This window comes from Acidobacteriota bacterium (genome assembly GCA_016712445.1).
GTDB lineage: Bacteria > Pseudomonadota > Alphaproteobacteria > Caulobacterales > Hyphomonadaceae > Hyphomonas.
Map to the genome: position 1 here is coordinate 2,252,642 of JADJRB010000001.1, position 24,822 is coordinate 2,277,463.

General features: G+C 63.1%; 27 protein-coding genes and 1 tRNA gene. 14 read left to right on the forward strand and 14 right to left on the reverse strand.

Annotated elements, in window-relative coordinates:
* Positions 1–4: 4 nt before the first annotated feature.
* Positions 5–724, reverse strand: coding sequence for an alpha/beta hydrolase (locus IPK75_11445; protein ID MBK8198970.1), 720 nt, complete (start codon positions 722–724; stop codon positions 5–7).
* A 110-nt stretch (positions 725–834) separates the two neighbouring features.
* On the opposite strand from IPK75_11445, the gene IPK75_11450 reads away from it, so the two are divergent.
* From IPK75_11450 to IPK75_11490, 9 genes are all read left to right on the forward strand, one after another.
* Positions 835–1,980, forward strand: a complete 1,146-nt coding sequence (locus IPK75_11450; protein MBK8198971.1) for a cysteine desulfurase — start codon at positions 835–837, stop codon at positions 1,978–1,980.
* Positions 1,980–2,204, forward strand: coding sequence for a hypothetical protein (locus IPK75_11455; GenBank protein MBK8198972.1), 225 nt, complete (start codon positions 1,980–1,982; stop codon positions 2,202–2,204). The genes IPK75_11450 and IPK75_11455 overlap by 1 nt, the downstream gene beginning before the upstream one ends.
* Before the next feature lie 17 nt (positions 2,205–2,221).
* The gene (gene sufB, locus IPK75_11460) at positions 2,222–3,766 is read left to right on the forward strand and encodes a Fe-S cluster assembly protein SufB (protein ID MBK8198973.1); all 1,545 of its coding nucleotides are present in this window, start codon (positions 2,222–2,224) and stop codon (positions 3,764–3,766) included.
* A 250-nt stretch (positions 3,767–4,016) separates the two neighbouring features.
* On the forward strand, positions 4,017–4,778 hold the full coding sequence (gene sufC, locus IPK75_11465) for a Fe-S cluster assembly ATPase SufC (GenBank protein ID MBK8198974.1): 762 nt from the start codon (positions 4,017–4,019) through the stop codon (positions 4,776–4,778).
* Positions 4,775–5,989: a SufD family Fe-S cluster assembly protein gene (locus IPK75_11470; GenBank protein MBK8198975.1), complete on the forward strand. Its 1,215-nt coding sequence runs from the start codon at positions 4,775–4,777 to the stop codon at positions 5,987–5,989. Before sufC ends, IPK75_11470 begins: the two co-directional genes overlap by 4 nt.
* Positions 5,979–7,202, forward strand: coding sequence for a cysteine desulfurase (locus IPK75_11475; GenBank protein ID MBK8198976.1), 1,224 nt, complete (start codon positions 5,979–5,981; stop codon positions 7,200–7,202). Before IPK75_11470 ends, IPK75_11475 begins: the two co-directional genes overlap by 11 nt.
* An 8-nt stretch (positions 7,203–7,210) precedes the next feature.
* Complete coding sequence (locus IPK75_11480) at positions 7,211–7,594, forward strand: SUF system Fe-S cluster assembly protein (protein MBK8198977.1); 384 nt, start codon at positions 7,211–7,213, stop codon at positions 7,592–7,594.
* A gap of 35 nt (positions 7,595–7,629) precedes the next feature.
* Positions 7,630–7,989, forward strand: a complete 360-nt coding sequence (locus IPK75_11485) for an iron-sulfur cluster assembly accessory protein (GenBank protein ID MBK8198978.1) — start codon at positions 7,630–7,632, stop codon at positions 7,987–7,989.
* Positions 7,986–8,486, forward strand: a complete 501-nt coding sequence (locus tag IPK75_11490; GenBank protein MBK8198979.1) for a DNA-deoxyinosine glycosylase — start codon at positions 7,986–7,988, stop codon at positions 8,484–8,486. Before IPK75_11485 ends, IPK75_11490 begins: the two co-directional genes overlap by 4 nt.
* On the opposite strand, the gene IPK75_11495 is transcribed toward IPK75_11490, so the two are convergent.
* From IPK75_11495 to IPK75_11510, 4 genes are all read right to left on the reverse strand, one after another.
* Complete coding sequence (locus IPK75_11495; GenBank protein MBK8198980.1) at positions 8,471–9,277, reverse strand: 1-acyl-sn-glycerol-3-phosphate acyltransferase; 807 nt, start codon at positions 9,275–9,277, stop codon at positions 8,471–8,473. The two genes, IPK75_11490 and IPK75_11495, sit on opposite strands and share 16 nt — an antisense overlap.
* 25 nt (positions 9,278–9,302) lie before the next feature.
* Positions 9,303–9,914, reverse strand: coding sequence for a TetR/AcrR family transcriptional regulator (locus tag IPK75_11500; protein ID MBK8198981.1), 612 nt, complete (start codon positions 9,912–9,914; stop codon positions 9,303–9,305).
* A gap of 188 nt (positions 9,915–10,102) precedes the next feature.
* Positions 10,103–10,348, reverse strand: a complete 246-nt coding sequence (purS, locus tag IPK75_11505; GenBank protein ID MBK8198982.1) for a phosphoribosylformylglycinamidine synthase subunit PurS — start codon at positions 10,346–10,348, stop codon at positions 10,103–10,105.
* A complete protein-coding gene (locus tag IPK75_11510; protein MBK8198983.1) occupies positions 10,348–11,124 on the reverse strand; it encodes a phosphoribosylaminoimidazolesuccinocarboxamide synthase in 777 nt (258 codons plus the stop codon). Before IPK75_11510 ends, purS begins: the two co-directional genes overlap by 1 nt.
* A gap of 179 nt (positions 11,125–11,303) precedes the next feature.
* On the opposite strand from IPK75_11510, the gene IPK75_11515 reads away from it, so the two are divergent.
* Positions 11,304–11,633: a DUF1476 domain-containing protein gene (locus IPK75_11515; protein ID MBK8198984.1), complete on the forward strand. Its 330-nt coding sequence runs from the start codon at positions 11,304–11,306 to the stop codon at positions 11,631–11,633.
* Positions 11,634–11,644: 11 nt separating this feature from the next.
* On the opposite strand, the gene IPK75_11520 is transcribed toward IPK75_11515, so the two are convergent.
* The 3 genes from IPK75_11520 to IPK75_11530 form a co-directional block, all read right to left on the reverse strand.
* A complete protein-coding gene (locus IPK75_11520) occupies positions 11,645–12,637 on the reverse strand; it encodes a family 16 glycosylhydrolase (GenBank protein MBK8198985.1) in 993 nt (330 codons plus the stop codon).
* Between the two features lie 64 nt (positions 12,638–12,701).
* On the reverse strand, positions 12,702–13,325 hold the full coding sequence (locus IPK75_11525; protein ID MBK8198986.1) for a 5-formyltetrahydrofolate cyclo-ligase: 624 nt from the start codon (positions 13,323–13,325) through the stop codon (positions 12,702–12,704).
* Between the two features lie 250 nt (positions 13,326–13,575).
* Complete coding sequence (locus IPK75_11530) at positions 13,576–14,670, reverse strand: esterase-like activity of phytase family protein (protein MBK8198987.1); 1,095 nt, start codon at positions 14,668–14,670, stop codon at positions 13,576–13,578.
* 132 nt (positions 14,671–14,802) lie between these two features.
* Between IPK75_11530 and IPK75_11535 the strand changes: the two genes are divergently transcribed.
* From IPK75_11535 to IPK75_11550, 4 genes are all read left to right on the forward strand, one after another.
* A complete protein-coding gene (locus tag IPK75_11535) occupies positions 14,803–15,267 on the forward strand; it encodes a helix-turn-helix transcriptional regulator (protein MBK8198988.1) in 465 nt (154 codons plus the stop codon).
* A gap of 107 nt (positions 15,268–15,374) precedes the next feature.
* Positions 15,375–15,449, forward strand: a tRNA-Gly gene (locus IPK75_11540).
* Positions 15,450–15,575: 126 nt separating this feature from the next.
* Positions 15,576–16,970 carry an integrase gene (locus IPK75_11545; GenBank protein MBK8198989.1) on the forward strand — a complete coding sequence of 465 codons (1,395 nt, stop codon included), beginning with the start codon at positions 15,576–15,578 and terminating at the stop codon, positions 16,968–16,970.
* 241 nt (positions 16,971–17,211) lie between these two features.
* A complete protein-coding gene (locus IPK75_11550; GenBank protein ID MBK8198990.1) occupies positions 17,212–20,880 on the forward strand; it encodes a toll/interleukin-1 receptor domain-containing protein in 3,669 nt (1,222 codons plus the stop codon).
* A gap of 215 nt (positions 20,881–21,095) precedes the next feature.
* Here IPK75_11550 and IPK75_11555 read toward each other — a convergent pair whose 3' ends face one another.
* Genes IPK75_11555 through IPK75_11580 form a run of 6 tightly spaced genes read right to left on the reverse strand, consistent with a single transcriptional unit; the run spans position 21,096 to position 24,818 of the window.
* Entirely contained in the window at positions 21,096–21,284 is a 189-nt protein-coding gene (locus tag IPK75_11555; GenBank protein MBK8198991.1) for a hypothetical protein, read from the reverse strand.
* 34 nt (positions 21,285–21,318) lie between these two features.
* Positions 21,319–21,639: a DUF736 domain-containing protein gene (locus IPK75_11560; GenBank protein ID MBK8198992.1), complete on the reverse strand. Its 321-nt coding sequence runs from the start codon at positions 21,637–21,639 to the stop codon at positions 21,319–21,321.
* 3 nt (positions 21,640–21,642) lie between these two features.
* Positions 21,643–21,879, reverse strand: a complete 237-nt coding sequence (locus tag IPK75_11565) for a DUF2274 domain-containing protein (GenBank protein MBK8198993.1) — start codon at positions 21,877–21,879, stop codon at positions 21,643–21,645.
* Complete coding sequence (locus IPK75_11570) at positions 21,876–23,120, reverse strand: TrbI/VirB10 family protein (GenBank protein MBK8198994.1); 1,245 nt, start codon at positions 23,118–23,120, stop codon at positions 21,876–21,878. The genes IPK75_11565 and IPK75_11570 overlap by 4 nt, the downstream gene beginning before the upstream one ends.
* Positions 23,121–23,124: 4 nt before the next feature.
* Positions 23,125–24,123 carry a P-type conjugative transfer protein TrbG gene (trbG, locus tag IPK75_11575; GenBank protein ID MBK8198995.1) on the reverse strand — a complete coding sequence of 333 codons (999 nt, stop codon included), beginning with the start codon at positions 24,121–24,123 and terminating at the stop codon, positions 23,125–23,127.
* Positions 24,120–24,818 carry a conjugal transfer protein TrbF gene (locus IPK75_11580; protein ID MBK8198996.1) on the reverse strand — a complete coding sequence of 233 codons (699 nt, stop codon included), beginning with the start codon at positions 24,816–24,818 and terminating at the stop codon, positions 24,120–24,122. Before IPK75_11580 ends, trbG begins: the two co-directional genes overlap by 4 nt.
* Positions 24,819–24,822 lie beyond the last annotated feature (4 nt).

Sequence of the window (24,822 nt, forward strand, 5' to 3'; positions counted from 1 at the left end):
CGGCCTAGTCTTCGAAATCTTCGTCTTCTTCGACGATGTCGGCATCCACGCCGTCTTCTGCTTCGAGGCGCAGCTGTTGCTCAGCTTCGTCGAGGCGGCGCAGCAGGTAGGATTCGCACAGGGCGATCAGCTCTTCGCGCTTGTCGACGTAGAAGTGGTTGGCGCCTTTGACCTTCGCGCGCTCGACCTTGTGGCCCTTTTGGACGCGCACTTTCGACAGGGCGCGCTCGACATCTTCCGGCGAGGCGATCGAGTCGGCGTCGCCGGCGACGATCAGGCCCGAGGCCGGGCAGGGCGCGAGGAAGGAGAGGTCGTAGTGGTTGGCCGGCGGCGAGATGGCGAGGAAGCCGTCGATCTCCGGGCGGCGCATCAGCAGCTGGAGCGTGATCCATGCGCCGAAGGAATAGCCGGCACACCAGACAAGGCGCGGGCTTTCCGACAGGTTTTCCAGATAGTCGAGGACGTAGGCCGCATCTTCCAGTTCGCCGATGCCCTGATCGTACACGCCCTGCGAACGGCCCACGCCGCGCGAGTTGTAGCGCAGCACGCCGAAACCGTGCTTCTCGAACAGCTGGTAGAGCATGATCGTGACCGGATCCTGCATCGTTCCGCCGGCTTTCGGGTGCGGATGAAGGATCAGCGCAATCGGCGCGCCCGGATATGGCGGCTCAGTATAGCGTGCTTCGATCCGCCCTTGGGGGCCCGGAATGATGATTTCTGCCATCTGATCCTCGGTTTTTGTCAGTGAAGGGGGCGAGATAGGCCAAATCGACCGCAAAATGCAAATTTTTCTGCAGGGTGCGGCAGAGGCCGGAAACGTCTATATATAGGGGCATGATCTACGCCGACTACAACGCCACCGCCCCGATGCGGCCGGAAGCCCGCGACGCCGTGATGGCGGCGCTGGCGCTGGGGGCGGCAAACCCGTCATCGGTCCACCAGGCCGGGCGGGCGGCGCGCGCGGTGGTTGAGCGGGCGCGGGCGCAGATCGGCGGGGCGATTGGCTCGCGGGCGAGCGACATCATCTTCACCAGCGGCGGCACGGAATCGCTGCTCCTGGCCATACAGGGCGCCGTGCTGGCGCTGGACGGCAAGGCAACCCTGATCGTTTCGGCCATCGAGCACGAGGCGGCGACCAAGGCGGCGGCGCATGCCGGGGTGCCGGTCGAGACGGCCTATGTGGGCCCGGACGGGCGGGTCGATCTTGGCGATCTGGGCGACCGCCTCAAGGGCTGGGACACGGCCGCGAAAGGCACGCCTGTGCTTGTGCTGATGCTGGCGAACAATGAAACCGGGATACTCCAGCCCGTGGCGGAGGCGGCCGCGCTGGTGCGCGCGGCGGGCGGCCTCGTCGTGTGCGACGCTGTGCAGGCGCTGGGCAAGGTGCAAGTCAACGCAGCGCTGCTGGGCGCTGACTATATTGCGCTGTCGGCGCACAAGATCGGCGGGCCGCAGGGCGTCGGCGCACTATGGCACCGGGCGGGTGCGCCGCTGAAGGCGCTGCAGTATGGCGGCGGACAGGAACGTGGCCTGCGGTCGGGAACTGAGAACGTCGCCGGGATTGCCGGATTTGGCGCAGCGGCGGAAGCCGCCGTGCGCGATCTGCCGAAATATGCCGCGCTTGCGAAGCTGCGGGACGCAATGGAATCGCGCCTGAAGGCTGAGGGCGGCGTGACCGTGATCGGTGAAGGCTCGCTCCGGCTTGCCGGGACGTCCAATTTCGCGCGGCCCGGTTTCCGGGCGGAAACGCAGGTGATGGCGCTGGACCTTGCAGGTGTCTGCGTCTCGGCGGGATCGGCCTGCTCGTCCGGCAAGGTGAAGAGATCGCTTGTGCTGCTGGCCATGGGAGCGGATGACGCGCTTGCGGAATCGGCGATCCGCACCAGCTTTGGCTGGAACAGCCAGGCGGAAGACTTCGAGCGCGTCGCCGACGCCTGGCTCGAAGCGGCCCGGCGAACCGTGTTGAAGGAGACTGCGTGATGCCTCGACGGAAGTTCAAGATGCTGCCGGGGCTGTTGCTTGCGAGCACACTGGCGCTTTCGGGGTGTTCCGTGCTCACGGACATGGGCAGTGGCAGCTATGACAGCGCCGCCCGGCGCGCGTGCGACAAGGAACTCGACGCGAAAACCCGGCTTGATTGCTACAACAAGGCCGAAGAAGCGGCTCGCGAGAGAGACGCCTCCAGGAATGGAAACGAGACGTAATGGATTGCTGCGGCGGAATGGATGAGCACGACGAAACCTGCACCGAAGTGAAGGTGAAGGACGGCATCGATGCAAAGACGGTCGAGGCGGCGAAGCGCCTCGAGTCGGAGAACTATTCGGCCGGTTTCGTCACCGATATCGAAATGGATTTTGCGCCGAAAGGCCTGAACGAAGATACCGTGCGGTTCATCTCCGCGAAGAAGGGCGAACCGGAGTGGCTGCTCGAATACCGGCTGGACGCCTACCGCCGCTGGCTGACGATGGAAGAGCCTGTGTGGGCGCGGGTGAACTACCCGAAGATCGACTACCAAGCCTACTATTACTACGCCGCGCCGAAGGATGCGGCGAAGTACAAGTCCATTGATGAAGTGCCGAAAGAAATCCTCGATACCTACGCCAAGCTCGGCATCCCGCTGCGCGAGGCGGAAGTGCTGCTCGGCGTCGAGGGTGCGGCCGAGACGGCCGCGACCGCGCGAGAGAAACCGCGCGTGGCGGTGGATGCCGTGTTCGATTCCGTGTCGGTTGCCACGACGTTCCGCGAAGAGCTGAAGAAGGCCGGCGTGATCTTCATGTCGATCTCCGAGGCCGTGCAGGAATATCCGGAGCTTGTGCGCAAGTATCTCGGCACAGTCGTTCCGTCGACGGACAATTTCTTTGCCACGCTCAACGCCGCCGTGTTTTCGGACGGCACGTTCGTGTATGTGCCCAAGGGCGTGCGCTGCCCGATGGAGCTGTCGACCTATTTCCGCATGAACGCGGAAAGCACCGGCCAGTTCGAGCGCACGTTGATCGTTTGCGACGAGGGGGCGTACGTATCCTACCTCGAAGGCTGCACGGCGCCGATGCGCGACGAAAACCAGCTGCATGCGGCCGTGGTCGAACTGGTCGCGCTGGACGATGCCGAGATCAAGTACTCAACCGTGCAGAACTGGTGGCCGGGCGACGAGGACGGCAAGGGCGGCATCTATAACTTTGTCACCAAGCGCGGCGACTGCCGCGGCGCGCGCTCCAAGATTTCCTGGACGCAGGTGGAGACCGGATCGGCGATCACCTGGAAATATCCGTCCTGCATCCTGCGCGGCGACGACTCGGTCGGCGAGTTTTATTCCATCGCGGTGACCAACGGTCGCCAGCAGGCCGATACCGGCACCAAGATGATCCACCTCGGCAAGCGCACGAAGAGCCGGATCATCTCGAAGGGCATCTCCGCCGGCCGGTCCGACAATACTTACCGGGGCCTCGTCTCCATCAACAAACGCGCCGAGAAGGCGCGCAACTTCACGCAGTGCGACAGTCTGCTGATCGGTCAGACCTGCGGCGCACATACCGTGCCCTATGTCGAGAACCGCCGCGCCGATGCGCAGCTGGAGCATGAAGCGACGACGACCAAGCTGTCCGAAGACCAGCTGTTCTACGTGCGCCAACGCGGCATCGGCGAAGAGCAGGCGGTTGCCCTGCTGGTCAACGGCTTCGTGCGCGAAGTGCTCCAGGAGCTGCCGATGGAGTTCGCCGTGGAGGCCCAGAAGCTGCTGGAAGTGAGCCTTGAAGGTAGCGTTGGTTAATTTGCGTTAGCCGGCAACCGGCTCGGAACTTGCTGCGTTGATCCTCAAACGGCCACAGGGGGCCGTCCGAGAGGACAACATGTTGAAACAATCCATTGGTCTGGCCGTGATTTGTGCCGTTTTGTTCGTTGTGCCGCTGGTGGCCGCCGCCGGCTGAGCCGGAAACACGCATTCCGGTATAGCTGGGCTGAACGCTCCTATCCTGTCGCAGGGGCTTTCCCTGACGCCTGATGGGCCCTAAATGCGGGCCATGTTGAAGATTGAAAACCTGACCGCGACTGTCGGCGAAGGCGAGGATGCGAAAACCATCCTGAATGGCCTGTCGCTGGCCGTGCCTGCGGGCGAAGTCCACGCCATCATGGGCCCGAACGGGGCGGGCAAGTCGACGCTCTCCTACGTTTTGACCGGCCGCGAGGGGTACACGGTGACCGGCGGCACCGCGACGCTCGACGGCGATGACCTGCTCGCGCTCGATCCGGAAGACCGGGCCGCCAGGGGCGTGTTCCTGTCCTTCCAGTATCCGGTCGAAATTCCGGGCGTGCCGGTGATGACGTTTGTGCGCGCCGCCATGAATGCCCAGCGCAAGGCGCGCGGCGAAGCCGAGATTTCGGCCCCGGAGTTCATCAAGAAATCGCGCGAGATCGCCAAGGTGCTGAGCCTTGATCCTGAAATGCTGAAGCGTCCGGTGAATGTCGGCTTCTCGGGCGGCGAGAAGAAGCGGCTCGAGATCTACCAGATGATGATGCTGGAGCCGCGTTTCATGGTGCTGGACGAAACCGATAGCGGGCTCGACATCGACGCCCTGCGCACCGTCGCGGAGGGCGTCAACGCGCTGCGCGCGCCAGAGCGCGGCATGTTGGTGATCACGCATTACCAGCGCCTGCTCGACTATATCAAACCGGACAAGGTGCACGTGCTGGCCAAGGGCCGCATCATCAAGACCGGCGGGCCGGAGCTGGCCCACAGGCTGGAAGCTGAAGGCTATGACGGCGTGCTGGCGGAGGCGGTGTGACCACCGCGCTCAAGGATATCATCCGTAATCCGACGGTTGCGGAACTCGAACTGGTCGCCCGCTATGCTGCCCTGAAGGCAGATCCGCGCCGCGAACGCCTGTTCGAGGCCTTCGCGCAGACCGGATTGCCCGGACGGCGCATCGAAGGCTGGCGCTGGAGCGACTTCAAGGCGGGCGTCACCTCGCTCGAGGCTTCGAAGGGGCCGCAAGCGGCTGATCCGCTGGCGCGGGACGACACGGTCACCTTGCGGTTCACGCCCGCCGGCTACACGCCGCCCCAATCCTTGCCGCCCGGCCTGCGCCTTCTGGCGAAGGACGATGTGCAGGCCATGGGCGGCGCTGAGGATGCTCCGCTCGGCGCGCTCGCGGCTGCGCTTTCCCCGGGCACGCTGCTGGCGGATGTCAGCGCTGGCGCGCCGGTCCAGTTGCACATGGTTTTTTCTGGTCCGGGCGCGATCAATGCCGCGCGCATCGTATTTCTGGTTCGTCCGGGGGCGGAGCTTCGCCTGTCTGAGAGCCATCTTGGCGGTGCGGCGCTGTCGGCAGCTTTGCTGGAATTCACCTTGCAGAAGAGCGCACGCCTGAGCCGGGTGGTTTACCAGTCCGCTGGCGCAGCAGAAGCGCAAGCTGTGACCGCGCTCGTCGAACAGGAAGAGGGTGCCGAAAGCACGCAGACGGTGCTGGCGATGGGCGGCAAGCTCGCCCGTATTGAGACGCGCCTCGTGCATCAAGGCAGGGGTTCCAGGGCGACGCTGAACGCCGCCTATCTCGCCGGCGGCGGCCGGCATGCCGACATCACGACGCACGTGCGTCACGGCGCGACTGCCTGCATCACGCGCCAGTCGACCAAGGGCGCCGTGCTTGATGGCGGGCGCGGCGTATTCCAGGGCAAGTTCCTCGTGCCGCGCACGTCTGGCCAGCAGACCGACGCGTCGATGCAGCACAATGCGCTGCTGCTGGAGGAAGGCGCGGAAGTGTTCGCCAAGCCCGAACTGGAAATCCACGCCGACGATGTCCAGTGCGCGCATGGCAACACGTCCGGCGCGCTGGATGCGGGCCAGTTGTTCTATCTGCGCCAGCGCGGCATTCCGCTGGTGCAGGCCCGCGCCATGCTGACGGAAGCATTCATTGCCGAAGCGCTTGAGCACGCAGGCGTGCATGAAGAGGCGCTGCGCGCGCAGGCAAGCGGCTGGTTGGCCAATGCCCCGTAAGTTCGATCTAGCCGCCATCCGCGCCGAATTCCCGATCCTCGCCCGGGACGTGAATGGCCATCCGCTCGTCTATCTCGACAACGCCGCCAGCGCGCAGAAGCCGGATGCTGTGCTCGATGCGATGGCGAAGCAGGCGCGCACGGCCTATGCTAACGTTCACCGCGGCCTGCACACGCTGGCGAACGAGGCGACGGCGGCCTTCGAGGGCGCGCGTGAAACCGTGCGCGGCTTCCTGAATGCGCCGTCCACGGACAATATCATCTTCACCAAGGGATCGACCGAGGGCATCAACCTCGTCGCCTCGGCGCTGGCAGGCCGCATCCAGCCCGGCGACGAGATCGTGCTCTCGATCATGGAGCACCATTCCAACATCGTGCCCTGGCACTTCCTGCGCGAACGGCACGGCGCCGTGCTGCGCTGGGTGGGGCTGACCGAAGACGGCTCGCTCGACATGGGAGCCTTCGCTGCGGCGCTCGGTCCGAAGACGAAGATGGTCGCCATCACACAGATGAGCAACGTGCTCGGCACGGTGACTGATATCGCGGCAATCACGAAACTGGCCCATGCCGCCGGCGCCGAAGTGCTCGTCGATGGCAGCCAGGCCGCTGTGCACATGCCGGTCGACGTACAGGCGCTCGGCTGCGACTGGTACGTCTTCACCGGACACAAGGTCTACGGTCCGACCGGAATCGGCGCGCTCTATGGCACGGCCGAAGCGCTGGACCGCGCGCGGCCCTATCAGGGCGGCGGCGAGATGATCGAGATCGTCACCACCGACCGTGTCACCTACAACACCGCCCCGCACAAGTTCGAAGCCGGCACGCCGCCGATCCTCGAGGCCGTCGGCCTCGCCGCAGCGCTAAGCTGGATGGGCCAGTTCGAGGCTGCCGAAGTCGCCGCGCACGAGCATGCCCTTTATGCGCGCGCGCGTGAGTCGCTGCGCGGCATCAATGGCCTGAAGGTGCATGGCGAGGCGCCCGGGAAGGGAGCCGTCCTGTCGTTCAGCCTTGAGGGCGCGCATCCCCACGATATCGCCCAGATCCTCGACCAGTACGGCGTGGCGATCCGGGCGGGGCACCACTGCGCGCAGCCGCTGATGCAGCATCTGGGCGTCCCGGCTACAGCGCGGGCCAGTTTCGCCCTATATAACACGGTAGCGGAGGTCGACGCCTTCGCCGAAGCGCTCGCCAAGGCGCGGAAAATGCTGGTATAGGAAGGCTCATGGCTGACGATCTTGCCTCCCGGGACCTCTTGAACGCGGCCGATTCGCCCGCGTCTTCGGCGATTCCGCAGGCGGAGATGGACCGGATCACGGACGACCTGATCGCGGCCTTCAAGACCGTGTTCGACCCTGAAATACCGGTCGACATCTACGAGCTTGGCCTGATCTACAAGGTCGACCTCGACGATGACCGCAAGGTCGATATCGAGATGACGCTGACCGCGCCGGGCTGCCCGGTCGCCGGCGATATGCCAGGCTGGGTCGAGAATGCCGCCCGCGGCGTCGAAGGCGTGAACGATGTCGAAGTGCGCCTCACCTTCGACCCGCCCTGGACCCCCGCCCGCATGTCCGATGAAGCGCGCCTCGCGCTGAACATGCTCTGATTGCAGGAGTGGGGCGGCGCCCCTATCTACAAGCCATGGCCAGACGTCCCCGACCGAAACCAGTTCGCCTCTCCGACGCTGCTGCGGCGCGTGTGCGGGAGATCATGGAAGAGCGCGGGCTCGGTTACCTGCGCGTGGGCGTCAAGAACGGCGGCTGCGCGGGCATGGAATATGTCATGGACTATGCGTCGGCGCCGGAAGCGCTGGACGAGGTGGTCGAGGACAACGGCGTGACCATCGTGATCGATGCCAAGGCGGTGCTGTTCCTGCTGGGCAGCGAGCTCGACTATGAAGTGACGCCCCTGCACGAGAAGTTCGTGTTCCGGAACCCGAACCAGACCGACGCTTGCGGCTGCGGCGAGAGCGTCACCATCGTACCCGCTGCGGCGGAATGATCGTCCGCAGTTTCGCGCCGATTGCGGCGCCGGACGCGAAAATCCTCATCCTTGGAAGCATGCCGAGTGTCGCCTCCCTTGCGGCGGGCGAGTATTACGCGCACCCGCGCAATGCGTTCTGGCCGATCATGGGAGACCTGTTCGGCGCCGGTCCGGACCTGCCGTATGCGGAGCGAGTCGGCCGTCTCAAGGAGCGCAAGGTCGCGGTCTGGGATGTACTGCAATCCTGCGAGCGCGAAGGCAGCCTCGACACCGCGATCCGCGCCGAAGTGCCGAATGACTTCCCGGCCTTCCTCGCCGCCCATCCAGGTATCCGGATCATAGGCCTGAATGGCGGGAAGGCGGCGGCCAGTTTCCGCAAGCATGGCGCCAAATTCCTGTTGGAGCAGGCGCGTGTGCACCCGTTGCCATCCACCAGTCCGGCGCATGCCGCGCGTAGCTTCGAGCAGAAGTGCGCGCTGTGGCGCGCAGCCTTGCTGGATCACGCCTTGCCGTAGGCGGCCAGGTTGTCGGGCGTGGGCTTGGCTTCCATGCCGTTCGGCGGGTCGGGGATCAGGATCGCGCGCTTCACCGGTTCGCCGGTGGCCTCGGCGACCAGTTCGGCGGAGCGCGATTCCACGGCCTCCGTCAGGCGCGCGATGAACTCATCCTTCGGCAGGCCGGGCGGGATCGGTTCGAGGAACTCAATGATTGCCTTGCCGGTGCGGCGCGGCGATTCCTGCTGCTGCCAGAAGACGCCGATATTGGTGGCGACCGGCACGACCGGCACGCCCATCGCCTCGGCCATGTGCCACACGCCTGATTTGTAGCGGAAATGATAGCCGACCGGAGCGAGGTGGCCTTCCGGATATATCAGCACGCGCCGGCCGTCGTCCTTGGCCTTCTGCATCCCTTCGGCCAGCGAAGACGCCTTCTTCTCACCGCCGCCGCAAGTGTCGATGACGATGGCGCCGAGCTTTTTCAGGATACCCGAGACGAGCGGGAAGCGCTCTAGGTGGTCGCCGGTCACGAAGGCGAGGTTCGTCACTTCGGGATAGACCAGGAACCCGTCGCCCCAGCTCTGGTGCTTGGAGGCGATCACAAAGGCGCCGTCCGGCAGCCGTTCGCGGCCTCGCACTTCCTTGCGGATGCCCGCGATCAGGCGCAGCGCCCAGTTCATGGCGCGCGTGTAGCTCTTGATGATCGCCCGCACCGGACCGTGGCCCGGCCAGGCGAGGAAAGGTAGCGAAACGAGCACGTAGAGGACCGACAGCAGCCAGTAGGCGAACTGGAAGAGAGTGCCACGCATTGGAAGACGCTCCGTGAACGAAGGATCAGGTTGACTTGAGAACGGCGAGGATGGCGCGCGCCATGGCCGGGGCGTGTTGCGACAGGGGGCCGGGCAGGCGGTTGTAGATCTTGTTCTGGCCGGCCTGCATGACGACGCCGAGCGCCATCGCCGCTTTCAACGCCGGATCGCCTTTCGGGATCGCACCGGCGTCCATCAGCCCGCTGATGATCCGCTCGGTGATCGAGACCGGGTCGTCCTCGCGGCGCTTGTCATAGGGCAGGTAGCGATTCATCGAGACGAGGTGGAACGAGAACAGCAGGAAGTCTTCGTCGGCGAGCGTGCAGTAGGCGAGGACCGCCGCATGCGCCTTCGTCTCGAGGCTGCCCTTGCCTGACAGTGCTTCGGCCAACAGCTTCGACAGCCTGTCATGGGTCGCCTGGAACAGGGCCAGGGCCAACTCGTCCTTGCCTTTGTAATGGCGATACAGCGCGCCTTCGGACACGCCGGCCTTGTCGGCAATTTCGCGCGTCGTAGCGGCGTCGACGCCTTCATGGATGAACAGCTTGAGCGCCGCCCGCTCGATCTTCGGCTTGGCATTGCGCACGCGCGGCTTCTTGTCAGGTTCGGCGCGCGGGGTGGCGGCAGGCTTTGCCATCGGGCTGGTCTCCAGGTTCTGCACCGTCAAATTAATGCAGGCAGCCGGATTTTGCAAGTGATCATTCGCTCACTAAATTGGTTTTTTGTGAATCCCCGGTAAACCATGTCCGTTCGCGGCGGCGGGTTCTGCGAAACAAAAAAGCGCCGCAAGCGGCGCTTCCTGTCTTGTCACGAAATGCCTCTCGCTCAGGCCAGCACGTCGATCCGGTAGCTTTCGATCACGGTGTTCGCGAGCAGCTTCTCGCACATTTCTTTCACGCGCTTCTCGGCATCGGCCTTCGCGAGGCCGTCTTCCAGCTCAAGCTCGATCACCTTGCCGACCCGGGCAGCGGCGACTTCGCCGTATCCCATGCGCGCGAGCGTATCGGCGACCGCCTTGCCTTGCGGGTCGAGCACGCCGGACTTCAGCGAGACGTGTACAACGGCCTTCATCACTTGCTGCCCCCGGTGAAGCTGACGACATTGTCCGTGTCGCCCGATTCCTTGATGATCCCAAGGCGCCGTGCCACTTCCGCGTAGGCTTCCGTCACGCCGCCGAGATCGCGGCGGAAGCGGTCCTTGTCCAGCTTCTCGCCGGTCTTGTAGTCCCAGAGGCGGCAGCTGTCCGGGCTGATCTCGTCAGCCAGCAGGATGCGCGGCATGTCGTGATCGTTCTCGAAATAGCGGCCGAACTCGATCTTGAAGTCGACCAGCCGGATGCCGGCCCCTGCGAACAGGCCGGACATGTAATCGTTCACGCGCAGGGCGAGCGCGATGATGTCGTCATATTCCTGCGGCGTGGCCCAGCCGAACGCGGCGATGTGTTCTTCCGAAACCATCGGGTCATGCAGGGCGTCGCTCTTGTAGTAGAATTCGACCAGCGGGCGCGGCAGCTGCTGGCCTTCCGGCATGCCAAGACGGGTCGACAGAGAACCGGCGGCGATGTTGCGCACGACCACTTCCAGCGGGATGATCTCGACCTTGCGGATCAGCTGCTCGCGCATGTTGAGGCGGCGGATGAAGTGCGTCGGGATGCCGATGGCGCTCAGCTGGGTCATGATGAACTCGCTGATGCGGTTGTTCAGCACGCCCTTGCCGTCAAGCACGGCTTTCTTCTGCGCGTCGAAGGCGGTCGTGTCGTCCTTGAAATACTGGATCAGGGTGCCCGGCTCCGGACCCTCGTAGAGGATCTTGGCTTTTCCCTCATAGACGATGCGCCGTTTGCTCATTGTGACCGGCCCTTCCTGCAGCAATGGGGCGACCTGTCCCGGCGGAATCACCAGCCGACGCCCCTGAAGGCGCGACTGTTACGCCAAGTCGCGGGCAGAAACAATTATTGCGAACACAGCCCCCGCAGACCTATATGACCCCGGAATCGCTAACTCCTGCCGCAGAAAAGGGTATTTCCATGAGCTCCTTCGATGATCGTGAACGTGCCGAGGAAGCCCGCTATGCTCTCGACCAGCAAACGCAGATGCGCGTTACCGCGCGTCGCAACAAGCTGCTTGGGCTCTGGGCAGCCGGCCTGATGGGCATCAGCGGCGACCAGGCCGAGGCCTACGCCAAGTCGGTCGTGATCGCCGATCTCGAGGAAGCCGGCGACAATGACGTGATCCGCAAGGTGCTTGCGGACCTTTCCGCGGCTGGCGTCAGCGCCACGGAACTGCTGGTGAAGGAAGAACTCGCCCGCCTGCTGCCGGTCGCGCGCGACGAAATCAACCGCGAAGCCAAGGGCTGACAGCCCGCCTGTCAGTTGGCGCTGGAGGCCGCGCCGCTGCCGCCGCTGCGGTAGGTGGTGCCGCAGGAAGGTGTGTCGTGGCCCAGCGGGGTGAACGACACACAGTTGAATTGTGCACCCGTGCCATCCCTGAATAGCGCCTTGCCGTGCCAGCCTTCCATCGAAGGCTTGCCGGTCCAGGCGCTGAACATCACCTTGCCCGCAGACACCGGCAATGACGGATCCCCCACCGGCGTTGCGTAATAGGGTACGCCGTCAACGAACCAGGTGACGCCTTCCGGGCGCCATTCGAACGCATAGAGGTGCGGCGCCGCGGAGGCGTCGAACGGCAGGTCGAACGAGGCGGGCTTGATGCTCTTGCCGTTCCGGAAATAGTTGAAGTGGATCTTGGTCGTGTCAGCGCCGAGGAATTCGATGTCGATCTCGTCATGCGGATCGCCGAACCACGGGCCCGTATAGGTGAAGAATGCCGTCACGACGCCCGACCCGCGCGCGGGCTGCAGCACGGCTTCGTAGCGCCCGTAATGATACTTGCCGCCGGACTGCATCTCGGCAGCGGTATAGGGCAGGCCGCCATGCTGCTCGCGTTTGACTTCGAGGAAGGCGCCGCCACCGCGGGGGGCGATGTTCTCCGGCAGCCAGTCGCCGCCGTAGAAGCTGTTTGCATTGCCGTAGTTGGAGGCATTGAAAACCGGGTCTTGCTGCGGATTTGCCAGCCGGGTCAGGAAGCCGCCGGTGCGGGGCTTGGGCGGGGCCTGCCAGGGCAACACACCGGCGCGCGTGGTTGCGGCCTGGCCGGGGCGCACCCAGGGGTAAAAGTCCGGCGCGGCGGCGATGGCCACAATTGGAACAGGTGCAGGCAGCGGGGCTTTCGGCGGCGCCGGCGGGCGAAGCAGCGCGAAAGTAACCACGAGCACAGCCAGCCAGCTGCCGATCACCAGCAAATCGACGCTGCGATCGGCGGTCTGCGGGCCAGCCGGAAAAGATGGTTGATGCTCCGGCAAGCCCGGTACCCTCGTGTTAACGCTTCGCTAACCAGCAAATTCCGCGCCAACGGGAGGGAGAAATTCAGGCGGCCGAGCCGTCATCCGGCGCCGGCGCGGTCAGGGCGGCGCGATTGCGCATCATGAACAGTGGCACGGAGCCGATCGGGGTGACGGCCCAGTCGAGCGGCTGGTCGTGGGCTTCGGCCGGCACCTTGTCGATCTGCTGCGCCGCATAGGCGATGGCGCAGGCAAATGCGCGGCCCTTGGCGCGCAGGACCGACAGCGCCTGATCGTAATGCCCGCGGCCGTAGCCGAGGCGATTGCCCTGCGTGTCGAACGCCAGCAGCGGGGTGAGCACCAGGGTGGGCACGGCTTCGGGCGCATCTTCCGGAGGCTCGGACAGGCCGAAGCCGCGCCGCTCCAGCGGCTCGCCCGGCGACCAGAGGCGCCAGCTGATGCCCTTGCTCGTCATCCGGGGCAGGCAGGTCTCGGCGCCTGCACGCGAGAGGCGTTCCAGCAGCGGCATGGGGTTGAGTTCTTCGTTGATCGGCACATAGGCTGACACGACCGGGCCGTACCGCTCCAGCAGCTTCATGGGGAAGATGGCCGCGAGCTTTTCGGCGCCGTCCGGATCACGCGCGGCCGCTTCGGCGCGCAGGGTGCGCATGCGGTGGCGCAGGTTCGTCTTGTCGTCTTCGATGCTCATGGCGCCTTCTAGCGAGGCTTTCCGCCGCCGTCACCGAAGAAGGGACACAAGAACCGCAATCGCCGCCGGGCACATTTCACTCCCGTCGACCTAGAGACTAGGTGGGTGCCGGATGAGCCGGGGCCACGGCCCCGACCAGGATGCCAGCTCCCGGACGGTAAGTAAGGTCGCTGGAGATCAGTCCCTGCGCGCGTCGCAGCCCTTGTGAACCCCCTATGTAAGGGGCCGCGGGGCTGCTGGGAAGAGGCGTTCAGTCGAAGGTCACATCGACGGCGTAAAGCAGGGTGCGCTGCAGTTTGGTGAAATTGTCGTCGGAGACGAGCCAGATGCGGGCGGTATCGGGCCCGGTCGGCTGAACCGCCATGCCTTCGAAATTGTCGGTCATCACGGGACGCGACAGCGTGAGCTTCTGGGTTGCGCCGTCGCCCCAGACCAGCACCGAGCGGGCGCCGCGCAGGGGATCGAAGGCGCGGTAGAGATACACGGTGCGCTCCGGTTCGCTGAGCGAGGGCAGGCTGACCGTGGCCATCGAGACCAGCGCAAAGCCTTCGGGATTGGGGGCTGCCCCGCCGGACCACTCACCTGCACCGTTGGCGAGCACGCGGCCCAGCGGTGACAGGCTGTCGGATGCCCCCTCATAACCGAACCGCAAAGTGCCGCTTGGCGTCAGCGCCATCGCTTCCGGGCCTTCATTCTGGTCGATGGCGCGGCCATCGTTCGAAACCGGCAGCTTGGCGACCCTGACGGCCTTTGCCGCCGCCCCGCATGTGCCGGTCGCGAAGGCTTCGATGCGGAAGTCGCGCTCGAAACTGACGAGAGCGATGCCGTCCCGATAGGCGACATCCTCGGCATCGTTCTCGAACTTGCCGTTGAGGAATTTTCCGTCGGCGCCGCGCATGTAACCGAGGCTGGCGCCAGAAGGGGCGCCGTTCTCAAGCGAAAGCGACACCCAGCCGCCCGAATCGGAAATGGCCAGCAAGGTGTTGTCGTCGACGACACTGATGCCCGACAGGCCACCAAAATTGGGATCCGTGGCACCGAGCACCCAGGCGCCCGCAAGGTCTGCGCCTTCGGGAAGCCGGCCGGAAAGGACTTCGGTCTGTTTGGCGTTCAGCGGCTGTGCCGAGAAATCGAGCGGCGCGAGACCGCTCGCCGGATCGGTGCTGTCGCCGCAAGAGGCGGCGCGGATGGCATCGGCTGACGTGTCGAAATTCCACAGGTCTTGCGCCGGGGGCGCCGTCACGGACGCGCTCGCCGCGGCTGGCCGCGTGTCTTCGCCGGGCGCGGCGCAGCCGGGCAGCCCGGTGAGCAGTGAGACGGTCAGCAGCAGCAGCGCGCGGTTCATCGGATGTCCTTGTTTTACGGAGAAAAGCAGCCTGCCGCTTCGCACTCGACCGCGACCACTGAAAGGCAAAGTCCTGACGTTTTCGTGAAAGGGGCGCTGGATTTAGAATCCGAACTCTTTCAAAACTTACGCATGAGTCAGATTCCTCTCGCCCGCCGTTCGCCAATTCCGCCCGAGAATTGCAACCTTGCCCGCACGATCGAGATCGTCGGCGACCGCTGGACGCTGCTGATTCTGCGTGCAGCGCTGTATGGCGTGCGCCGGTTTGACGATTTCCAGGCGGAGCTGGGCTGCCCGCGTACCGTGCTGTCCGGCCGCCTCAAGCTGCTCGTCGATGAGGGGCTCCTGACCCGCAAGGCCTACAAGGTGCCGGGCAAGCGCGCGCGGCCCGAATACGTGCTGTCGGCCATGGGCCTGTCGCTGCGCCCGATCCTGATCGGCCTGACGCAATGGGGCGATGTGTGGCTGGGCAAGGGCGAGCCACCGCCGATCAGTTTCACCAAGGCGGGTTCGAAAGCGGCGATCCGCGCCGGATTCGTGGATGCCGAGGGCCGGGAAGTGCGCCCGGACCAGATCCGCGCGGTGCTGCGCGGATAGGGCCTGGCGCCTGCATGCAGGCTGACTTGTTTTTCGCCCTTGCAAAGCGGCAGCCTTCCGATTATTCCGACCGCTCTGCCGCTGGCGGCAGCAAAATTCTTCCGGATGCGGGCGTAGCTCAGTGGTAGAGCACAACCTTGCCAAGGTTGGGGTCGAGAGTTCGAATCTCTTCGCCCGCTCCAGAACAACTCACGAAAAGATAAACAAAATCAAAGCCCTTCGGGGCTTTTGACTTGCGTTGGTTTGACTTTTCCTGATTTTTTCCCTACAAAAATGCCTACGAAATTTCCTACAAGTAGGCTTGGGTGGTGGACAGAGTTAACCGGCATTTGAAGCAAAAAGGTGGGCACTGGCACTACCAGCGCCGCGTCCCGAAACGCTTCGCGCCCTTCGATCCGCGCGGCGTGATCGAATGTTCCCTGCATACCAGATCCCTCGAGATCGCGCGGATGCGGCGCGACGCCATGGAAGAGTCCGATGACCTCTACTGGCGGATGCTGGCGGGCACTGCCGGAGATGCCAGCTCCCCTGAAACCCTCGCTGCCCAGCTGGACCAGGCCCAGCGCCGCTACAAGGCAGCCCAGACGCGCGCGCTCGCCCGCGGGTTCGTCTATGCCCCGGTCGAGCAGCTGGCGACCGAGGCAGACCTTGCTGAACTCATGGCCCGTGTCCGGCGGATCGACACGGCTGACAAAGGCCGGCCGAGCCCCGCCGAGAAGGCTGAGGCGGACGCCCTCCTGGGGACTGTCCCGCCGCCGCCGGTCACCGTCTCCGGCGCGTTCGAGATCTATTGCTCGGACATCGCCGCCAGCGAACTCATCGGCAAATCCGAAGCCCAGATCCGGGCCTGGAAGAAGACCAAACGGCGGGGCATCCAGTACTTCATCGATGTCGTCGGCGACCGGAACATGCGCGACATCTCCCGCCATGACGCCCAGCAGTATTACAATTGGTGGAAAGACCGCGTCGTGCCGAATCCGGGCCGCGAAGCGCTGAGTACCAAGACGGCGAACCGCGACGTCGGCAATATGCGTCTCTTATACAGCGCCTACTTCAAGTACATCGGCGAAGAAGACCGGCCGAACCCGTTCCGCAACCTTGCATTCAAGGACCGTCCGTCCACAGATGTGCCGCCGTTCGAGGATGCCTGGGTGCGCTCACGGATCCTCGCACCGGGCGCACTTTCGGGCCTTGTCGGCGGCGCAGACCTTATCCTCTATACGTTGATCGAGACCGGTTGCCGGCCCGGTGAAATCGCAAACCTCCTGGAAGAGGATATCCACCTCAAGGCCAATGTGCCTTACATTTCGATCCGGCCGAAGAAGGACCGGGAGATCAAGACCGTCTCCTCGATCCGCGACATCCCGCTTGTCGGGGTTGCCTTCGAGGCGATGCGGCGCGCGCCGAAAGGGTTCCCGCACTACCGCGACAAACCGGATCTTCTGTCTGCAAACCTGATGACGGCGCTGAAATCACGCGGCCTGTTTCCGACGCCGGCGCATAAGGTCTACTCGCTGCGCCATTCGTTCGAGAAGCGCATGCAGGAGGCCGAGCTCGATTATGGTTTCCGCTGCATGATCATGGGGCATGCGAACTCAAGGCCGGCTTACGGGGATGGGGGATCCATGGAGTACCGGCGTGATCAGCTGATGAAGATTGCGCATCCGGTGCCGGAAGTGTGGGGGAAAGGACTTCAAGCCTGAGATTTTGCTCGTATGCGGGCCACGCTGTCCAGCGTATGCACCAAGCGCGTTCAGAAAGATCAGCAATGGAGCGCGACACACTTATCCGGACGAATGGTTGAGCGGCGGCGCCGTTTCGTTCACTTGAACGATACACGTGCCTTCTCCCGAAGAAATGCGCTTTCGCGCAGGTTTTCGCGGACGCCTTCCCGGTGTCCGGCAATCAAACCATCACCGATCCGGAATGGCATAGGCCAAATCATTGTCCGACGGACCGGAGTGGCATAAACTCGGTTCGGTTGTTGAGGCTTGCCGGGGGGAGACGTTGAGGTATCGCGCTTTCCTAAGCTATGCGCGAAAGGATCATCGTTGCGCACAGTGGCTTCACACCGCCCTCGAACAATTCAGAACGCCTCGTGCACTCCGAACGTCAGGCGAACTTGCAGCAAGCGTTCCGGCAAGGCTCGGCCCAATTTTCAGGGACCGCACTGACCTGTCGGGCGGCGGACGGCTTTCAAATCGCATTGAGGCAGCACTGTCGGACAGCGAAGTCCTGATAGTTCTCTGCAGTCCAGCCGCCGCCGCAAGCGAATGGGTCGACCGTGAGTGCCAACTGTTCATGAAACAGCATGGACCGGAGAATGTGTTTCCGGTCATCGCAAGCGGCCTCGGGAACTCCGCCAATCCGGAAGCCGAATTCTTTCCGCCCGCCATTCGCGGACTTGGACTGCTGGCTGCTGACCTTAGGGAGGGCAAGGGTCCATCGGGTAAGTCTGTCGGAGACGGGAAAGAAACCGGACGTCTGAAGCTGATCGCCGGGCTTCTGAAGGTCCCCCTGGACGCCTTGATCCGCCGTGAACGTCAACGTCTCCGTCTGCTTCTGGCAAGCCTCACCTCAGTAGCTTTACTCTTTGCTGGTGTGGCGGTCGCGGCAACGTGGTTTGCCTATCGGGCGACGATCGCAGAGGCACGTGCAAACGTTCAGACGGCCGTTGCCGAACAGCAACGCAATGAAGCGATTGCCGCCCGAGATCGGGAGGCCCTTGCCCGGACCGCAGAGTCTGCTGCGCGCGAAGCCGAGGCTCTGGCCCGAGAAGAAGAGAAGATCCAGAAGCTCGCCGCTGAAGCTGCCGAAGCCGTCGCCGAAGAGCAACGCGACGCTGCCAAGCGTACCCTTGGCGACATGTATGCCGAGCGGGGGTGGGCTGCAGTAAGGGCTCTTGAGCCTCTGAGTGCGATGCGACTCGCTATCGTAGGCGCTCAGGTGGCGGGTCGACCAACACAGGACCATATTGCCATTCTCAATCAAGCGATGGATGCCGCCGGAGGGAGCGCGAAATCCTACTCGTTGATCGGCAAGGGCGCAATTGTTGCCGTTGCGAGCCACGGTCCCAACAGACAGATTGCTCTTTCGAGACCACAAAAAATCACGCTTCTCAGTGTGGAGACTGGGCAGGAAACCGGCAGCTTCGCTGCGGCAGATGCCGACCAGGTCATCGCGGCTCAAATCTCCCCTGCGGGAGATCAGATACTTTTGCAGACCAGCGCGCAGAGGAGGCTGGTAGACATTGCAAGCGGCGCAACCGTTTGGTCCAGCCTCATCGCGGCAAACAAACCCGGGACGCTCAAGCTCTTGTGGCCTCAACCCGACCGTATCCTCTCAATCCGAGGGATTCCGGATGAGCCGAGGTCTGGTGATCCGGCAAACAGCGAGATTGAGATCATTGATGCAAAGACCGGGACTGTATTAAACCGTTTGAAAACGTCCATTTACGAGTTCTCGACGTGGCAGAACTTTCTTGTGTCACCCGACAAAAAAAGAGTTCTGATAGGGACAGAAACGATCTTGAGCGGCGAAGCTGGCGCTGCACCAAGGCAAATCAGAACCTCCACGCTGGTGGACCTGCATGCGGCAAGCTTCCGCATTATAAACGGTATTGAAGATGAGGCTGACGATTGGTTCGAAGGCGGCGCTTTCTTTGATGAATCCGGAGAAATCTGGCAAGCCAGTGAACATTATGAGGATAAGTCCTCATACCTGCAGGTTTCCAAGGTGGACCCGCCGCCACTTGAAGAAGCATCGAGCTACCGGGTAGAGGATTGGGAAAATACATACTCCCTTTTCGATTGGGACGAACCCTTTGAGTTGGACTACGGCCGCCAACGCGCTGTCTACTGGGCCTTGCAGTCCATAGAGTTCCGGGCAGAGGTCGATGGCGTCTTCCGGAAATTTGCAAGGGAGTCTTCGTCTGTAACCTATCTTTCGGCGTGGCCATCTGGCCGTGTGCTGATGAAGATTGACGACAGACTGTATACCTGGTCGAGAAGGGCTCCAGAATCCGTGTCCCGACTGAACGTCCTGCTGGACCGCGAAGGATTTTTTCTGGAGCTCGGCAGCGGCAAAGTAGCGTACTTGGACCGAGTTGGCCGTGTGACTGTTTTCGATCCGCAACCGGCGGGCCCGAAGCGGTGTACTCTAACCGACAAACGATACCGCATCGATGGTTTCGAGGTTTCACCTGATGGCAGGTATTACGGCTACTGGAGTGGTCCGCATTTTCTGGCGTGGGATGCAAAAGGCTGCGGAGAGCTCGACTCGATGAAGGACTATGCCTTAATCATCTTAGGTTGGCCAACCCAAAGTCTTCCCAAATGGATCGTGGCCGCCATCAGTCAGACTGATGCGCAACAGAATGCGGGCAGTGGTACTGGCGGCTGGTGGTCAACAGGAAAAGGAAGGGTAAATGTCCATGGATCGGACGGGCTACTTCGTATCGGGCCTGCCACCTTCTCGATCCGCAATGGCAATACCGAGACTGAACTAAAGTCCGTGCTCCTCCAGGTGCCTGACGGCGGTTCACAAGCAATCGACCGCGAAGGCGGAGGGATGGCGTTATCTTATCCGGGTGGCGTTATCGAAGTCTGGAATATGCAGACGGGTGAGCGCAGCTTACATTGGGATAGCGGATTTGAAGACCCGCTGGTCGCCGCGGTAGATTTCCGGCGTTCGCGCATGTTCGTCCTTTCAGGGGGTGAGGGGCTCGGATACCTGGTCGATTTTTCCCGGGAGATTCCGAAAAGCAAAGAAGTAGCTAATGGCTTCGGAGCGCGAGATGCGCACTCGATGCCTTTCATCAGTTTTTCTCCGGACGGCCGATACCTTCAAATGACAGTCTACGGACGTGGGACTTTTATTGTTCCCGTAGCAACACCAGATGTCGTTGCTGCGCTGTTGGACCTCGATGCGGATGAGCGAGGCAGAGGGATCAGATTTGAAGCGACTGGCTTCAGTTCTGACAGCCGAATGCTGCTCGGTACATTTTCCGACAATTACAGGTTCGGTGCTTTCAATGTCTTAGCCAATGAGTTTGAGTACATTTTCGATGTGCGATCACTGTTCGACGGCGATACGCAGCTGGTCTCTGTTCATCCATCCCCGGCAGGCCAAAGAGCTGCTGTCCTCGTTAGCCAGTTGCAGCAACAGCCACGATTGTCGGAGTCCGACTTAGATGGGAACCTCACCAACCTACACTTCACATTGATTGTAGTGAATTCTGATACTGGAAAGCCGATAGCGCAGTATCTGATGCCTGAAATCCGACCGGGCTATCATTTCAGTATTGGACGGCCCCTTCCTCCCGTCGGCGCTCTCGATTTCTCCTCTGATGGCACCACAGTCGCCTGGCTTACCCAAGGTGAAGATTTTGGGTATCGTGGATACAGCTGGAGTGTCCCAACTCCGGCGAGGGATTTTGAGGCTTTGAAGCGAGAAGCATGCGCCTCGCGTCTTGTCGGCCTTGACCGTATCTTGAACCTCAGGGAATTCGGGGGAGACACCTTGGTGAAGCAGACTTGGAAGAGAGATACAGACGTCTGTACAGGGCGCAGGTGGGAAGGGTTCGACCAACCTGCGATGCCAACTGAGAAATGATAGCTGCATATTTCTGGCGAGAGTATCTTTTCGTCCTGAAGGGTCTTTCTGTAGAAATTCGTCGGAAAGCTCTAATCTGGAATGGTCCAGACTTGGGTCTAAGTGCAACGGCAACGGAGTCTCCAAATGAACGGCCCGGACCAGGAGGGTGGGTCGGTATCAATCTCGGGTGACTGTGTGAATCAGCCCCACTGTAGCTGATACGGCCTCCTCCGTCAGGGGTAGTGTTGGCGGCCACGTAACTGGGCCGAGACACGTCTCTTGCGCTCCCTGCGCAGGTGCAGCTCTTTCTCGAGGCGCTCAAAGACGGGCCAGTAGGCGTCGCCGTACCGGTCAATCAGACGGGCAAGGCTGCTCAGGCAGTTCTCGATGTCCTGTTCAGTGACCTGCTGGCCCTTGTCCATGAGCGTTCGTCTCGCCTTGTCTTCGGTTTCGAGGTCAGGTCTGCGCCTTGGCCCGGTTCCAGACCAGGATGCCGGTGCCTTCCTGTTCGTTTTCGAAGAAGGCAGCGCGCATCGGTTGGACAAAACTCGGATCATCGAGCTTTACGGCAAGGTAAGGCGTCTCGCCATCTTTCGCGGCCTGGCGCCAGGCAGCGCCAAGTTCTGCGCCCCCGGCATAGAGGCGGTAGTCGGGTGCCTCCTTGCTTTTTCCCTTTTCCTTGTTCGGGACGAGTTGGGCTTTGACATTGATCGTCATGGTACGGATGGTTCCTGTCCAGGTCCCATCCTTGAGGGTAAATGCGCCGATATGTGCCACGGGTCAGTCTCCTTTGCTGGCATTGCTGGGCAAGGCTCTCCTGGCCCGTCTGAACCCGGCGTCTGACGCCAGGAACATGTCGATCATGGCAGCGGCGAGCGTTTCGCTGCGCTCGGCTTCGCCATAAGTTCTTTGGTAGATGGCGGCGTAATCCTGCAGCGCGGCTGCGATCTCAGGATCAAGCGCAAGGGTGAGCCGTACCGGAGTGCGATCGGCGAGTTTTCCAAGGCGAAGGTTCATGGGGCTGTCTCCTGAAAGGGACGAAGGACGAGATCCTTGGTCACGATCACGCGCACCGGCCAGCCGGGACGCACCTTGATCGAGGGCTGTACGCCGAGGCTGCGATCAACCGCCCGCTGGCCCGCTTCGTTGACCGTGTCCGTAGTGCCGCGGCGGATCGCGCGCTCGATGTCGTCGTCTTCGTCAGGGCCTAGCTCGGCGCCGATCCCAAGAAGGGTTGCGAGACCCGCGGCCGCGAACACCTTGTCCCAGTGGTGGTCGGTCCGGTCCTCCAGGCCAGCGTAACCGGACGCGTCAGTGCCGGGCTCGGAAATGGTGACCGAGCTGCCATCCGGCATCAGGATCCGGTCCCAGACAACGAGGGTGCGGTCCTGGCCGAAGGAGACTTCCGACTGGTAGCGACCGATGAGGCGGCTGCCCTGGGGGATCAGCAGATGTTGGCCGCGCACCGTGTCGTAAACACTCTCTGTGACCTGCGCGATAACCGTACCCGGAAGATCGGAATTGATGCCGGTGATCAGGCTTGCCGGGATGAGGGAGCCTGCCATCAGCTGGTAAGGCGAAAGCGGGTCCTGCACCCGGTCGGGATTGTAGACGGGGTTTGATTTCTGCTCACTGGCGAATGCGGTCTTGCGGGACTGGAGATTGGGGTCAGGCTCAAGGCTGGTGTCCGCATTGGGTGAACCCCTTGTAAGCGCAAGGAGTTCGGACGACAGGTCGAAGCTGGCCTCGGCTGCAGGCTGCGCCGGGGCTTGCAGCGCCGCGGCGCCGCTCAGGCGGAACTGGAGCGGTGCGCGAGCGGCTTCGTCGGCCTGGACGGCGGCTTCAAGCCGCGCGCTGCGGACTGCCTCGTCTTCCGGGCGTGTACGAAAGTCTGTCTGGTACTCGGTCTGGAACTCCGTCTCGATCCCGTAGGCTTGCTCGGCAGCAAGGATGGTCGAGCCAAGATCGCCCGAGAGCGGCGGCCCGAGCACCGGCACATCTGCAAGCGCCGTATAGTCAGCCGGCAGCGACGAGAACCCGTCGGGCCTGCGCTTGCCAGCAGCGACAAGCTCTTCCTGCTGGGGAGGCTCTTTCGGGCGCGGCGGGGCGAGTGCGATCGTGGCGGCCGCGAAGAGGCCCAGCGCGCCGAGCCCAGCGCCGGCCATCAGGAGCTTGCGGTTGATCCGTGCGGCGGGCCTCGGCGCCGAGCGGATCTGCAGCTGCTTTGCAGCTTCCGTGAACGGGGGCGGCGCGGTCATCACTTCAGCCTCCGAACCAGCGGGATTTCGCCTTGCGGGCTGACGCTTTCGATATCCGCACGACCGACTGGGGCTTTGTGCCGTGACGCAGCTCAGCGGAGGCAAAGAGCCGGTCGACGACGTAGTAGCTGCCTCTGACCCGGTAGTTGACGAGTTCTGCGTCTCCGGCCGGCGACAGCACGAACAGCGGCGGCATCTCGGATGCCGCAATCGATGCCGGCATCTGGATGAAAACCTGGCGGCCGTCATCGAACACCCGCACGGGTTTCCAGTCCGGCGCATCGCCTGTGACCCGGTAGTCGAAGTTTAGCTTTTCAAGGCTGAGGCCGCTTTCGATTGAGACAGCCTCCTCAGTAACGGCGACTGCGTTGCGGGCTGTGAGCCCCGCGAGTTCATCCTGCGGATAGCGCCAGGATAGCGCGGCCATGTAGGTGGCTGCGGTCGATTCCAGTTCGAGGTGATAGGTCCGCCGGTCGGTCGCGATCATCAGGTTGGTGCGAAGACCCGCAGCAACAGGTTTGACCAGGATATGCGCCCGGGCCGTTGCGCCTGAACCGGAGGCCGTGTCGCCGACAACCCAGCGGACCGTGTCGCCGGCCGAGACAGAGACCAGCGCCTCACCGGGCTGAAGGGCGATATCCGTGACCTGTCCCGGGCTTGCATAGAGCCGGTAGAGAGCGCCTTCCGTATAGGGATAGATCTGGACGGCGTTGACGAAGCCGTCCGCCGAAGGCTCGATTACGGCGCCGGCGCGGCCTTCCTGGATAGCGGCAGTCGGCGTCTTGGCAGTCTTCTTCGCGGCCTCTGGTTCAACGGGTTTCAGCTGGCCGGGCAGGGGCAGCGCAATGGCGGTTTCGACAATCTCGATACGTCCGGGTTTTGGGTCGTCCTGAGGGATCGCCGCGATAAATCCGCTGGCTTCAATTACGGGCTCTGGCGGCGGCGCGCTCGCGCAGGCGGCAAGCAGGGCGATTGCCGATGTGGCGGTGAGGATGCGGCTCATTGCGGGTCTCCTGTGACAAGGTCCTCGCTCCAGCTGAGCGAGCGGACATAAAGGCCGAGGGGGTTGGCGCGGAGTGTTTCGGCGTCTTTCGGCGGCTGGAGCGTGAGCGTGAACACGCCGGTGAACCGCTTCGCGCCGGTCAATGCGCCGGCCTCGTATGTCTTCTCGAGCCAGCGGCCCTGGAAGCTCTCCTCGCTGACGCGCAAGATGCTGATGACATCCACCGTGCGCGAGCGCCGGCCAATTGCCGCGAACGGGTCATTCTCGCGGGCATAGTCGGAAAGCGTCGCGGCGGCGGCAGGCCCGGCGAAGGTGTAGGCTTTGAGCCAATTGTCCCGAACGACGACCGGATCGATCGACAGGCTACGGACATTTGTGATGAACCCGGCGAGGTGATGCGCAATCTGGGCGTCTGAGGGCGTGAAGGCCTCTGTCGCCGGGCCAATGGCTTTGGCCGCGCCGGTCTCGTCAACTTCGATGACATAGGGGGTCACTGCCGACTGCAGGCTCCGCCAGCTCAGGGCGCCGGACGTGGCAAACGAGAGCGCAAGGCAACCGAGTGCCATCAGCCGCCAGTTCTTTGCCTGGACCCGGGCCGAGCCGATACGCTCGTCCCAGACCTGCCCGGCTTTCTGGTAGGGCGTCTCGGGATAGGGCGAAGTGCCATAATGAGCTGTGGGGCGTTTGAAGCGCATGAGA